At 39.3% G+C, this 14,562-nt stretch carries 6 protein-coding genes; all 6 read left to right on the top strand.

Going from position 1 to position 14,562, the window contains the following annotated elements; all coding sequences use genetic code 11:
• Positions 1-2: 2 nt before the first annotated feature.
• The 6 genes from bcsA to H5089_RS15225 all read left to right on the top strand — a co-directional run bounded on the left by bcsA (position 3) and on the right by H5089_RS15225 (position 14,471).
• Positions 3-2,675 carry a UDP-forming cellulose synthase catalytic subunit gene (gene bcsA, locus H5089_RS15250; protein WP_182712580.1) on the top strand — a complete coding sequence of 891 codons (2,673 nt, stop codon included), beginning with the start codon at positions 3-5 and terminating at the stop codon, positions 2,673-2,675.
• The gene (gene bcsB, locus H5089_RS15245; RefSeq protein WP_182712579.1) at positions 2,668-4,914 is read left to right on the top strand and encodes a cellulose biosynthesis cyclic di-GMP-binding regulatory protein BcsB; all 2,247 of its coding nucleotides are present in this window, start codon (positions 2,668-2,670) and stop codon (positions 4,912-4,914) included. Before bcsA ends, bcsB begins: the two co-directional genes overlap by 8 nt.
• Complete coding sequence (gene bcsZ / locus H5089_RS15240; protein ID WP_182712578.1) at positions 4,914-6,044, top strand: cellulose synthase complex periplasmic endoglucanase BcsZ; 1,131 nt, start codon at positions 4,914-4,916, stop codon at positions 6,042-6,044. Before bcsB ends, bcsZ begins: the two co-directional genes overlap by 1 nt.
• Complete coding sequence (locus H5089_RS15235) at positions 6,035-9,853, top strand: cellulose synthase subunit BcsC-related outer membrane protein (RefSeq protein WP_182712577.1); 3,819 nt, start codon at positions 6,035-6,037, stop codon at positions 9,851-9,853. Before bcsZ ends, H5089_RS15235 begins: the two co-directional genes overlap by 10 nt.
• A 247-nt stretch (positions 9,854-10,100) precedes the next feature.
• Positions 10,101-11,594 carry a peptide MFS transporter gene (locus H5089_RS15230; protein WP_024598453.1) on the top strand — a complete coding sequence of 498 codons (1,494 nt, stop codon included), beginning with the start codon at positions 10,101-10,103 and terminating at the stop codon, positions 11,592-11,594.
• A 147-nt stretch (positions 11,595-11,741) separates the two neighbouring features.
• Positions 11,742-14,471 (top strand): metallophosphoesterase, encoded by a 2,730-nt coding sequence (locus H5089_RS15225; protein WP_182712576.1) that lies wholly within the window; start codon positions 11,742-11,744, stop codon positions 14,469-14,471.
• Positions 14,472-14,562: the final 91 nt, after the last annotated feature.

Here is a 14,562-nt window from a genome sequence, read left to right as displayed (position 1 = left end):
CGATGAGCTTTACTCTTTTTTACAAAAGGCCCATACACAGTACATTGTATATTCTATTGAGTATATTATTCACTGATAAGCTTGTGCGTTACATTTTATTTAAATTTCATAGTTACTTTAATCAGCACAAAGTAAATGTAATTGAAGCCTTTTTAATGCCCTTCATAACTTTGTTCGGTTCATTATTTGTGAATATTAAAAAGAACAAAGAAAACTTTGAGTTAGCGTTATATAACTATTATCCACATTTAAGATTGCCATACAGAACTTATATCTATTCCAATATTATACGCTTTGTTATTCAGAGCATATTTTTGCTTTTTGCTGTTCATAAACCCAAAAGAAAATCAGTGTCTATAAAAAAGCATGCTGTAAATTATTTTTATGATGGAGTCAGTTACAGCCTAAGGCAACTTCGTTGGTACGACCTTAAATTAGGCCGATTAATAAGGCGCCTTTTTTCCAAAAACAACAAGCCTAAAAAAAGTGCTTTTAAAACAATGGCCGACGCTCGTATTTGGCAGAACAAACTTATTAAATACATCGTTGTTGCACTGATATTATTCTTGCTTGCCATATTTGTTACTATTCCCTTTAGCCTTGAAGCGCAAGCGGTGTTTATTAGCTTTATTTTACTGGTTGCTTACGCGCTCAAACGCGTAAAAGGCCATATGGCCACGATTGTAATGATCACCTTATCTGTCACTACATCTTCTCGATACTTGTGGTGGCGATACACTGAAACACTTAACTGGGATGACCCTTTAGCACTTACATTAGGTGCAGGCTTGTTACTAGCAGAAACATACGCATGGATGGTACTTATTTTAGGTTTTTTTCAAACTATTAACCCACTTGAAAGAAAACCTGTCATGTTGCCAAAAAATACTAACTTATGGCCAACGGTAGATATTTACATTCCTACTTACAACGAGCCTTTAAGTGTTGTAAGGCCGACTACCCTTGCCGCTTTAAGCATAGATTGGCCAGCAGATAAACTAAAAGTCTATATTTTAGATGATGGTAAACGCCCTGAGTTTGCTGAATTTGCTAAACAAGTTGGTGCAGGTTATTTAACAAGACCAGATAATAACCATGCAAAAGCCGGTAACATGAATAGTGCTATGCGCTACACAGATGGTGATTATATTGCCATTTTTGATTGCGACCACGTACCTGCTCGTTCATTTTTGCAAATGACTATGGGACAGTTTTTAAAAGACAGTAAAGTGTGTTTAGTACAAACACCACATCATTTTTTCTCAGCAGATCCATTTGAGAGAAACTTAAATAACCACAGTCAAATTCCAAATGAAAACATGTTGTTTTACGGGCTTATTCAAGACGGAAACGATATGTGGGATGCTACGTTCTTTTGTGGTTCGTGTGCGGTACTCAAAAGAGAAGCGCTTGATGAAATAGGTGGCTTTGCTTTTGAAACCGTCACCGAGGATGCTCATACTGCACTGCGAATGCAACGCGCAGGTTATAAAACTGCCTATATAAATATTCCTCAAGCTGCTGGCCTTGCCACTGACAGTTTATCGGCTCATATTGGCCAGCGAATTCGTTGGGCACGGGGCATGGCGCAAATATTTAGGCTCGATAACCCGCTGTTAGGCAAAGGCTTGAACATACCTCAGCGACTTTGTTACTTAAATGCTATGCTGCATTTTCTATCAGGTATTCCGCGCATTGTATTTTTAACCGCGCCCCTGGCACTTATATACTTTAATGCATACATTATTTACGCGCCATTTTTAGCTATTTTTATCTACGTTGTACCTACACTTATTCAGATAAAAGCAACTAACTCACGAATACAAGGTAAGTATCGCTATTCGTTTTGGGGCGAAGTTTACGAATCTGTGCTTGCTTGGTACATATTAAAGCCAACAACAGTTGCTTTGTTTAATCCAAACAAAGGTAAATTTAACGTTACCGAAAAAGGTGGCTTAAACGATAAAGAGCATTATGACTGGGGTATTTCTAAGCCATATTTGGTTTTACTCGCCATTAATTTAGTCGGTATGTTAATTGGTATTTTACGCCTGTTTTTTGGCGACCCTACGCAAGTTGGTGTACTGCTGATTAGTATGGGGTGGGCGCTTTATAATATTATCATTTTGGGTGCTGCGGTTGCCGTGGCAGCAGAAGCACGCCAAGTGAGGCATTCACACCGTATTAAAGCAAACTTCCCAGCGGGAGTTCGTTTAGCAAATGGCCACACATTAAAAGTAAAAATTACAGATTACTCCGATAACGGCGTAGGAATAGAAACCGACCATGCACATGCTTGTCGTGTAAACGATAAAATAGAATTATTAATGAGCCGCGGTAATAAGCAATTTTCGTTTACTACCCATGTTTGTAATACTCGGGGTAATCAAATTGGCTTAACCATTAAAGATTTATCTCTTGAAAAACAGCGCGCGTTTATACAATGTACATTTTCACGAGCTGATGCGTGGCTTGACTGGCAAAATAACTTTAGACATGACCGCCCATCTTACAGTTTTAAAGAAGTGCAAAAAACAAGCCTCAGAGGGTTTAGTAACTTGCTCTTCCACGCACCAAGAGTGCTTCAACCTATCATTCAGTTTATGACTAATTTAGTTGTATACGTAAACTCATTTACTCCAAAAAGACCAATAGTGCATAATAATTATGATTAAAAAGTTGCTTAATATATCCCTAACATTGTCGCTTATTTGTTGCGCTTATTTTGCGCATGCAATTGAGCCATTACAAAATAAATCAATGTTCATTAATGGATACCCTGAGAGCGCTCAGGTGTCGAGTTTACGCTTAGATTTTGAAGCGTTAGGCTTTACAGGTTTTAGGCTCAACGGGGTAAATAATAACTCCCGCGTTGACTTTACAAACCGAATAGATAAATTGAGCACCAATTTAAAGCTTAACTTTTCGTATACTAACTCGCCTTCATTAATCGCGAATGTTTCGCACTTAAAAGTATACTTTAATGATAATTTAGTCACTGTTTTACCTATTAACGAACAACTTAGTATTGTAAAAAACACAGTGCAGCATAGCCTCGATCTTAACGCTAAATACATTCAAGATTACAACCAAGTCCGCTTTGAATTGGTTGGTTATTACGACCTTAGATGTCAAGACTACTTCAGCCGTACTATTTGGACAGAAATAAATAAATCAAGCAACATAACGCTCGACCAAAAGCAGCTTGCTATCGATAGCCGTTTAGAATACCTCCCAGAGCCGTTTTTTGATGAAAAGGATTACAACAAGCTTAACCTTCCATTTGTATTTGCTAAAACACCCAATACCCAAGCTATTGAGGCAGCAGCAACGCTATCGAGTTGGTTTGGAGCCCAAGCTGATTGGCGTGGATTTAATTTTCCCGTAACGTTAAATAAATCGCCTGATCAACACAGTGTGGTTTTTATTACTAATGATTCAAAACCTGATTTTTTGAAAGATTACCCAAATGTTGAAAAACCAACGATTGAAATCATTTCAAACCCATTTAATCGTTATTATAAAATGTTACTGATATTGGGCCGTGATGAAGCTGATTTAAAAACAGCGGTGACTGGCCTTGCATTTGGCCACAAAGTAATGACTGGAAGAAGCGCAAGTATTGAAGCCATAAATCAGTTGCCACTTCGAAAAGCGTATGATGCACCACGCTGGCTTAGAAGCGATCGTCCAGTGCATTTTGACGAGCTTATTGACTACCCTACGCAACTGCAGGCGCAAGGTCTTAATAATGGTCCAGTAAAACTAAACATTCGCTTTGCACCTGATCTATTCACGTGGCGTGAAAGAGGAATACCTATTACTCTTCAGTACCGTAGCACGCCAGAATCAGAAGCCATCGACTCTCGTTTAAATATGCTAATAAACCAAGAATTTATAAGTGGTTTTTTACTAGATGAAAACAACGATTTATTACAAACAACACAAGCGTTGTTGCCACTAGTTGCCAATACTGACACCACACAAAGTACAGAAGGCTTTTCTGTCAATGGCATTAATTTAGCTAACAGAAATGAACTTAACTTTGACTTTAGGTTTGGCGTACTCAAAAAAGGCGAATGTGCTGTTGCACCTCCTGGCGGTGAGTTTGGTGTTATTGATGGCGATTCAAGCATTGACGTAAGTGAATTTGATCACTACATCGCATTACCAGATCTGAACGTATTTGCTAATAGTGGCTTTCCTTTTACCAAATATGCTGATTTACAAAAAACACTTGTACTTATTGATGAAAACCCAACACCTAATGCTTTAACCGTTTTATTTAACTTAACGGGGCACTTTGGCGCAATCACCGGCTACCCAACCCACAGAATGAGTGTTGCTCATTTAAATGAGGACGCTGATTTAGATGATAAAGACATACTCGTTATTGCTAAACCTAACAGTATTGCTAATGACTTAGATGAAGATGCACAAACAAATGTTTTGCTTAACAATAATCAGCGCGCAATTAAACAAGCAATTTATAATGGTGCATACGACGAACAAACGACCGATAAAGTAGAGGTTAGTATTAAAAGTAGTGGCGATATGGCTGTTATAACAGGGTTTCAATCACCGTTTGACTCAGACCGCTCTATCGTCTCGTTGAGTGCTACGACGCAAAATGCATTTACTATACTTGACGATGTTCTAATGAACTCAGAAAAATTAGCTCAAGTAAAAGGTAGTGCAGCCATTATCAACTCACAGGGTATTAAAACCATTCAGGTAGATGAGCAATACTTTGTAGGCCATATCCCAGTCCATACATTAGTGTGGTTTCACTTATCTGATCATCCATTTATTTTGGCATTACTGTCTATTTTAACGCTATTGCTGATCTCATTTATCTTATGGCGATTATTACAAGCACTAACTTACAAGCGTTTAGCTGAAGGAGACGAATAATGAAATCACTCGTTAATATGTTTTTTACTGTGATGGCACTATTTGCTTTCAATGCCAACGCACAAGTTGAACAGTGCGAACCTTGGCAGTCGTGGCAAGTGTTTAAAAATCATTTTATAAGCCAAGACGGCCGCGTTATTGACTTGGGCAGTGATCAAAGTATCACAACCTCTGAAGGCCAATCATATGCACTATTTTTTGCGCTTATTGCCAACGATAAAGCCGCTTTTGATTCTGTTTTAAATTGGACCCAAGAGCATTTATCAGAGGGCGATTTAAGTACGCGTTTACCAGCATGGAAATGGGGACTAGATAAAAACCGCGTAGGGGGTATTTTAGATTCAAACCCTGCGTCAGATTCAGACCTATGGATTGCCTACAGTTTATCGCAAGCGGCAATTTTATGGGATGAACGCCGCTATAGTATTTTAGCCGCAGTGCTTGCTCAACGTATAATCAGAGAAGAAACCGCCTACATAACGGGCCTTGGCCTGTCTTTACTCCCCGCACCTGCCGGTTTTGAGTTTGACAATGAGCGCTATAAGCTAAATCCTAGCTACTCGCCGTTATTTATTTACCAGCAATTTAAAAAGCTTTATCCACATTCACCGTGGCACCAACTGCACGAAGGATCAGCTAAGCTAATTTTAGATACCGCACAGCAAGGCGTTAGCCCTGATTGGGTTATGTTTGATTCAAACCGTGGTTTTTACTACAACAGAAAAAATACAGATTTAGGTAGTTATAATGCAATTCGTGTTTACCTTTGGGCAAGTATGATGGCAAAAGATGCACCCTACAAACAAGAGCTTCTTGCTCAGTTTGCACCATTTGTGGATACTATTGAAGAGCGCGGCTATGTTCCTTTAAATACGTACGCTCAATCAGGTAAATCTGAAAAAAGAGGACCTTTGGGCTTTAACGCTGCCCTGTTGCCTTTGTTAGCAGAGCAAGGTAATGATGAGCTAGTAATGGCCATTCAGCAAAAGCTAATGATTGATAAGTCTTTTACGCAAACACGTTATTACGACAGTGTATTGCATTTATTTGGTGAAAGTGCTGTAAACAAGCGCTTTAAAATAACGGCTGATGGAACGCTACAACCTACTTGGAGCACTGAATGTCGTTAAGGTTGGCCTTAGCTTGTACATTGGCACTAAGCACTAATTTAAATGCCGCAACAATAAATGATATTGATACACAATCGGTTGATTGGTTATTAAACCAAATTAGTATTGGTGAAGCACAACAAAACAAAAGACTTGTTGAAGATAGCCTGCAAAAATTGGTTGCAATTGCCCCTACGCGAATAGAAACGCAATGTGCGCTTGCACATTACGACTTTACGAATGGCAATACAGACCAGGCAAACTTGTTATTAAATAAGCTTGATAACCAACTAACACAACAAACACCTTGCGTAAAAAAACTCAAGGTTATGTCTCGTATTCAAGGTAAAGACAAGGCAGTAATTCAAGAAGCAAAGCTGCTTGCTCGTGCCGGCAGATATGAACAAGCACGTCAAATTTACAATAAAATATTTAATGATGTTTATCCTACTTTAAACTTTGAGCTTGAGCATTTAGGCTGGTATGCACAAGACAGCGCTCAATGGCAAGGGGTTAAAAATGGTTACAAGCAATTATTAAAACGCTATGACAACCTAGGCACTATAGAAGTTGCTTATGCCAGACATTTGCTAAGACGTAACCCACGCGATAAAGCAGCAATGCGTATTTTAAGTAAGTATGGATCGACATCGGGTTTTAGTGATGAAGTTGAAGGTATTTGGCTCTCTGCATTAAAAAATATGCCAATAAACAGTAATACTGACAAGCAATTTCAGCAATACTTTATACTTTACCCGTTTAGTAATAAGGGAGAGTTACAGTATCAAGACTTTAAAAAGCAATTAAAAGCACGCCAAAAATTATTAGCCGACCCGGCTTATCAGCTCTGGTTAAAAGGCAATAATCTACTCGAACAAGAAAAGTTAAAAGCAGCAGAACCTCTTCTATTAAAAGCATTAAAAGGCCGCCCTACTGACGGCGAAATCATGAACAGCTTAGGCATACTTTACCTACAACTAGGTGAAAATGGTAAAGCCTATAATTATTTTACACGTGCACAAAAATACACTGCCGACTTTGCAGAGCGAAATACCCTTAAAAGCATGGCTAAAACAGCTAAGTTTTGGCTGTATATTCGCCAAGCAAGAGACGCTATAGATAGCAGTGAATTTAGAGTTGCTAAACTAAAACTCGATTTAGCCGCCGCATTAGAAGAAGAACCTAATACCGTATTGGTAAATCGTGGCACCTTACAATTTGCCCAAGGGCTATATTCACAAGCTGCGCTTACCTACCAAGTGGTGCTTAAAAGCGAGCCTTTAAACGAAGGCGCCGTATTTGGCTTACTTGAAATTGCAAAGCTTGAACAAAGTGAAAAAACGCTCACCTCTTTTTTTAATCGACTTTCATTTTCACAAAAAGAAATATTAAGAGCGTCATATTTAAGCTCATTAAGTAGCGTGTATAGAGCTAAGGCAACAAAGCTAACTGAAGCTGGTGAATTAGAAGAGGCTGAAAAAATATTAAAAGAGGCTATTCAGGCAACACCAGAAGAGCCTTGGTTATATTACGACTTAGCGTTTATATATCAACAAAAAGGACTCACCGACAAAGCTCGCTCATTGTTTAATAATGTATTGTGGCAATTTCCGCTAAATTCACAGCTTAGGTATAGCCATGCACTGTTTTTGCGCGCTTTAGATGATTACCAAGGTGCGCTTGCTACGCTTCAGTATATTCCATTTAAATCTCGCGATGCTGACATTGTATCTCTTGAACAACAGTTACAACTTAATGAGTCTTTAGCACAAAGCGAACGTTTTATTAATTCTCAAAATAAAGCGGCTGCTATTTATCACTTAAGTGCGTTAGAAGCACAAAATTTAACGCCACCAATGAAAGCGGAGCTAGCACGAAGCTGGTTTAGCATAGAAGAACAAAACCACGCTTTAAAACTCATGCGTGACGCATTAGCTGAAGACCCCTCATTATCAGCCTATTGGCATATGTTGTATGGAGAATGGCTTTTAGCACAGGGTAATAAAGCTCAGACTACGGATTGGTTTAATCAATATCGGCTTCCTGAAAATGCCTCTGAGGGTGAAATAGATCAGTTTGTGCAATTACAAAATGCCTATTATTCTAAGTATTTTAGTGGCAGTGATCTTATTGCGAAGCTAAATCAGCTTGATCAAAAATACCCAAGTTCATCAGCAACAACAACTGCGCTAATAAATGCAAACTTAGCACTTGATCAAAACCAATCAGCGATTATTTTATACGAACAAAAACTAAAAAATAATCAGTTAATTGAACCTCAAGCTTTAATGGCAATATCCAAAGCCTATAGAGCACTTGGTGATGATTTCCAATCGAAAGAAGTCACACAGCTCGCCATTGAACAAAGTACAACGCAAGAAAGTTATTTTCAGCGTCAAATTATGGAATCGTTAAACGATTTTAATTACGCAGGTGATGCCCTTTACTTAGCTGAACAGCTTATTCAAAAAGCACCTAATGATTTAGAGCTTCGTTATTTAGGCGCGCAAGTTGCTGCTAATTTTAATGAAACAGAGCAAGCACAAACGTGGTACGCACAAACGCTTTCACCTAATCGTCAACTAAATGAAAAAGAACTCTACGCATCACTTTCGCGCATTAATGAAAACGACGAGTGGTATATAAACGGTGCCAAACGAGAACTACTCAGCCAACAAAACAAAAACCAAGCCTACATTGCTGTTGGTGTAAATTTTAGCGGACAAGTAAGTACTGAAAGTGAGGCTACATTGGGCGCTGGTTTAGTCCCTATTGAAGCGTACTTTCCGCTTTGGCAAGGGCAAGGCTTTGTAAAAATAGATCCTACAAGTATTAGCGCTCAAACAACACGATTTGACGAGCAATTTGCTGGCAGTCGATACGGTCAAGGCGCTTTGTGTATATTTACCTGTGGTATTGACGAAGTAAGTCCTGAGCAAGATGGCGTTGATATTGGTATTGGTTGGCAAAACGAAAACTGGCGCGTAGATATTGGGACAACACCACTGGGCTTTTTAATCGAAGACATTGTGTGGGGTGTTAATTACTCGGACGACTTTGGTGACTTTGGTTATAGCCTTGAATTAGAAAAACGACCAGTAACCAGCTCAGTACTCGCCTATGCAGGTCTTGAAGACGTTAATACAGGTAAAATTTGGGGGGGTGTGCGCTCAACCGGTTTAACCGCTAATGTTTCTCATGATTTAGGCGGCAATTGGGGATTTTGGTCTAGTGCTGACTTTACATTGTATAAAGGTCAAAACGTAAAAGATAACCAGCGCTACCGCTTGATGGGCGGCACCTATTATCGTGTGATAAGTAATCAAGACCGCGAATTTACAGTGGGTGCAAGTTTATTGCATTGGGCCTATAAATTTAATTTAAGTGAAGAAACCTGGGGCCACGGCGGCTACTACAGCCCACAGAACTATATTGGGTTATCGGTTCCTTTAACCTACGATGCACGATGGGGTGATGACTTTGTATACCGCGTAAAAACAGGCGTGTCGTATTCACAAACTAAAACGCAAGCAATCGACTTTTTCCCTAATGATCCTGACCTTCAAGCAGAGGCCTTTGCGCGTCAACTTGAAACCGGTGTAGATCCGGCCTTTGATTCAGATACAAGTGCGGGCGTATCGTACAACTTAGAAGGCAGCTTTGAATACAGAATAACCCCACATTGGTTCTTTGGTGGTTATTTAGCTATTGACCGTTCTGACTTTTACGAACCTAATTTTGGCCAACTGTATATCCGTTACTACTTCAATCCTGTTTACGGGACACTCGAATTTCCGGGTACACCTATTATCCCTTATGCTGAGTTCTAACTTAGCATAAGGTGATACACCGCTCAGTACTTCCCCTCGCCTTGAGGTGTATGTATACTTGTGCTCAATTGTAACTAGGATAAGGGTGTGTCTCTTACCTTCTGGTGTTACTACCATATAGCAAATCATTATCTTAGCTACAAATAATAAACTGATGGTCGAGCATTTTAGTATGACTAAATATTAAGATAGCTAAAGCAAAAAATTATAAGGCCATTACAACAATTCTTAAAGTTAGGAAGTAAATATGAGTTCAGCTCCAGATAGTGGTTGGTTTGGCCACCCTAAAGGACTTTCGACATTGTTCTTCACTGAAATGTGGGAACGAATGAGTTATTACGGTATGCGAGCTATGCTCGTATTATTCATGACAGCAAGCTTACAAGAAGAAGGCCTTGCCTTTACTGTTGCATCAGCTGCTGCAATCTATGGTTTGTACACAGGCGCAGTATACTTTTTAGGCTTACCGGGTGGGTGGCTAGCTGATAGATTGTTTGGTGGTCAAAAAGCAGTTTGGTATGGCGGCATAATTATTATGATTGGCCATATTATTTTGGCTATTCCACATGATTATTCTTTCTTCGTTGGCTTAATATTTGTAGCAACAGGTACTGGTTTACTAAAACCAAATATCAGTGCAATGGTAGGCCAATTATATAGCGATGCTGATGAGCGTCGTGATGGCGGTTACGCTATTTATTACATGGGTATTAACATGGGTTCTTTAATAGGTTACTACGTATGTGGTTACTTTATGGAGAACGTAGGCTGGCACTGGGCATTTGGTGCGGCAGCTGTAGGTATGGCCATTGGTTTAGTACAGTACAAACTCACACTTAATAACTTACCAAAGCACAGTGCTTTACCGGCTAATCCATTAGGCTCTAAAGGTACTTCACGTGCATGGGGCGGTATTGCTGCATTTGTAATTGCAGCTGCTGCAGTTACTACGGCTGCAATGACCGGCGCTATTGTTATTAATCCAACTGTAGTTGCAGGTTACACAGCCATTGTATTTACTATTATCTTTTTTGTTTATTTTGGAGTTATTTACTTTACAGGTAATTTAACAGATGCAGAAAAACAAAGAATGTGGGCACTATTTTTAGTATGTATTGCATCTGCATGTTTTTGGTCTGGCTTTGAACAAGCTGGTTCATCATTAAACTTATTTGCTCGCGACTATACTGACCGTCTTATTGGTACTTTTGAAATCCCTACAACGTGGTTTCAATCATTAAACTCACTGTTTATTATTGCTTTATCGCCATTTTTTGCAGCGCTTTGGATTAACTTATCTAAAAGCTTAGTATCACCTAGCTACAGCGTTAAATGTGCAATTGGCTTAATTATCATGGCATCAGGCTTTTTAGTTATGTTTATGGCGGCTCATTACGCAGCTGAAGGCTTAAAAGTTGCGCCTTACTGGCTTGTTACTACGTACTTTTTACATACAGTGGGTGAGCTTTGTTTAAGCCCTGTAGCATTAAGTGCTGTAAGTAAGTTATCGCCTAAACGTTACACTGGCCAAATGATGGGTGTGTTTGTATTAACTTACTCAATCGGTAACATCATCGCAGGTTTACTTGCTGGTAATTTCGATCCGAATAATGTTGATGAAATTCCTAACTTATACTTACAAATTGCATTATTTAGCATTGGTGTTGGTGTTGTTTTAGTACTAATGACTTTTAAAGCTAAAGTATGGGAAAAACAAGGTTTAGAAGAGAAAGTCTCTTAATTATTGTTTATTTCAAATGTAGCAATATAACCTAAGACAATTCCTCCATAGCTTCTATGGGGGAATTTTTTATTCAACTTTGCCCTTCCCCCGTTAACTGATATTATATCCTGATTGGTTATTGAATAGACTCAGGGACATCCGTAGATGCAATCGTTAACGATATCACGTGTTATTATATTTATATTTCTTAGCTTTATTCTAACTGCCTGTGGTAGCGGTGATGAAGTGACGGTTAATCCAAACGATCCTGTTGAGCCTGAACCTAGCAAATTAACACTATCAAGCGCTAATGGTTTAGAGGCTACATTAGACGAAGGCAATTTTATATTTAATGCACCTTCCAGTGCTATTTCTAGTGATGTAGAGCTTACCTACGAGAAAACATTATTAGATGAGACGAATATACAACAAAATATAATTTCTGATTTACATGCGCTTACGCCCTCCACGCTTACTCTTGAAAAACCTATTACCATTACAATAAAAATCCCTGATGACTATGCATTAGGCGGACAACTGTTTATCGCAAAACTATCAGGCGCTAATTGGGATACTGTTACAAATTCAATAGTTTTAGATGGATTTGTTAGCGCTCAAGTAACAACACTGGGCACATATGCAATACAAATGCAGCGCAATGAAGCTTTCGCAAATATCGGCCCAACTTGCGACGCTAATGCAACAGAGCAATCGGTAAGGTTTGTTCACGTTGCAGATTTACATGCTCGCTTTGGCTATGAAGAGCAATATTTCAGCCGGATCAAAGCCTACTACAACCAAGTAGCAAGCCAAACTCCGCACACCTTATTTACAAACGGTGGTGACGACTATGAAAAAGGCACCGTTGCTGAGCAATTATCACAAGGTACCGCGACAGAAGAAGCTATTAAAGCAATGCAGTTTGACCTACGAGTCGTTGGAAATCATGATTATGCTTGGGGCCCTGAAAAATTACTAAGTTATTCCCAAGACGAGAATGCAATCGTACTTGCTAGTAATACTCGTTATGAAGCAGAGCAACTACAAGATTTTGCAGGCGTAGGATTTGCAAAAGTTCAAGTAGGATGTATTACACTTGGTGTGTTTGGCATGACCTCAGTGCCATGGAATGAGCTAGATGAACCTATTCAAGATGATCCGATCCCTGATTTTATTAAACAGTTTAAAATGAGCTGGCAATGGCAACAAATCGCACAAAGCATCGTAAACCAATACAGTGATGATGTAGATTACATGATTATGTTGAGCCATTTAGGTGTAGGCCAAGATACTGATATGGCAACAAACGTACCCGGTATCGACTTAGTACTTGGCGGCCATACACACGGTGGGGAAAGCTACACAACCCTTGATAACGGCGCTATTGTTTTACAACCGGACTTTTACGCTAAAGGTATTACGGACTTAACGCTTAATTTTAATTTAGCTGATAAATCATCCCCAGTTGTTGATTACAAAACGATTGAAACCGATACAATTGATGAACGCGATGAGGCAACAAAACTAGCTATAGATGAGATAATGGGGCGTTATGCTCCCGATGCAGAAACTGAAATCGCTATTTCTGAAAACTATCCAACTGATGCGCAGCTAGCCGAAATAACCGCCTTAGCCGCAAAACATTCAAGCACAATTAGCGCAGCATTACTTAATCCTGAACTAGTACAAAAGCGCTGGACACCCGGCACACTTACTCAAGAAGACTTCCATAAAGCTTTTTACGTAGAAAGACAGCCATCAAATACGCCAGGGTTTAACTCTATTTATAAAGTAACTGTATCGGGAAGCGACTTAACAACGATGTTTGCAAGTCAACCAGATTGGTTTTTACTTAAACCTGAGGATATACAACCCACTAATAATTACGAAGTTGCACTATTTAAAGGAGCAGCTTTGAATCCTGATTTATTTTTTAATAGTGTTACATTCTCAAACGTAGAACCGATAGCTGAAGCTTGGTGGCTACTTGATAAATATGCACGTGCTAGAACAAGTCAGTGCCTACACCTTGACACTGACACCGAACTTTATTCATGCAACAACTTAGCAAATGTAACCGTATGGAACTTTGACGATACTAACAACCCGTTAGCAGCTGATTTTGGACCTTCGGTACTTAGCTACTTTGATCCAGATGAAACAAACTGGGGCACTGCAGAGACACAATATAGCACCACTACTCAATTAAATATTGATGATTTAAGTGATGGTCCTTCAGGTGTTATGGCGTTTTCTCGCCACGCTCCAACAGAAGGCTTACTTATTGATTTAAACACACCAGCAAATGGTGACTTTGCAAATGAAGGAATAGTGTCTGACTACACCTTGGTTATGGATTTATACTGGCCCGCAGAAGGTAAAGATATTTACCGTGCAATTATGCAAGCCAATACAACTGATTATCTTAATGATGATGCCGATATGTTTATTGACCCAAGCGGCGGCTATGGACAAGCAACTAGTGATAGCGGCTATTTTGGCAATACACAACCTGACTCTTGGCATCGTATAGCTTTTGTATTTTATACAGCACCAACCAACGGGGTGTTTGAAGTCTATATAGATGGAGAACTTGCTGGCGTAAAAGAGGATGGCGAAATCGATAGTCGCTGGGCACTCCATCAATCTGTATTGCTTTTTACAGATAACAATTATGAAACAGTACCAGGGTACTTAAATTCGCTGCTTTATGCAGGACGTGCTATGACCAGAGATGAAATTAAAAGTATGGGCGGCGCACAACAAAAGCTGTCTTTTGAGCAACCGACGCGAGTGCTAAATCAAACCATTGAGCGCCATTACCAAGCAGCTCCAGCAATTAAAACTAACATGTGGATAGAACAACGGAACAAGTTCTTTGGTAACGGCTCTTAAAGTGTAAACAATTACATACAAAAAGGCTTTTACTTATTAATTGTAAGAGGAGGTTTAGCGCAGGTTAAACCTCCTTTTTAGTATTTAAATA

It is taken from the genome of Pseudoalteromonas sp. SR45-1 (assembly GCF_014163655.1).
Taxonomy (GTDB): Bacteria; Pseudomonadota; Gammaproteobacteria; order Enterobacterales; family Alteromonadaceae; genus Pseudoalteromonas; species Pseudoalteromonas distincta.
This window is presented reverse-complemented; position numbering and strand designations above follow the sequence as displayed.

Bases quoted from the DNA above. Each gene is read 5' to 3' on its own strand.
- bcsZ (WP_182712578.1), top strand. From the start codon at position 4,914: ATGAAATCACTCGTTAATATGTTTTTTACTGTGATGGCACTATTTGCT.
- bcsB (WP_182712579.1), top strand. From the start codon at position 2,668: ATGATTAAAAAGTTGCTTAATATATCCCTAACATTGTCGCTTATTTGT.
- H5089_RS15225 (WP_182712576.1), top strand. From the start codon at position 11,742: ATGCAATCGTTAACGATATCACGTGTTATTATATTTATATTTCTTAGC.
- bcsA (WP_182712580.1), top strand. From the start codon at position 3: ATGAGCTTTACTCTTTTTTACAAAAGGCCCATACACAGTACATTGTAT.
- H5089_RS15235 (WP_182712577.1), top strand. From the start codon at position 6,035: ATGTCGTTAAGGTTGGCCTTAGCTTGTACATTGGCACTAAGCACTAAT.
- H5089_RS15230 (WP_024598453.1), top strand. From the start codon at position 10,101: ATGAGTTCAGCTCCAGATAGTGGTTGGTTTGGCCACCCTAAAGGACTT.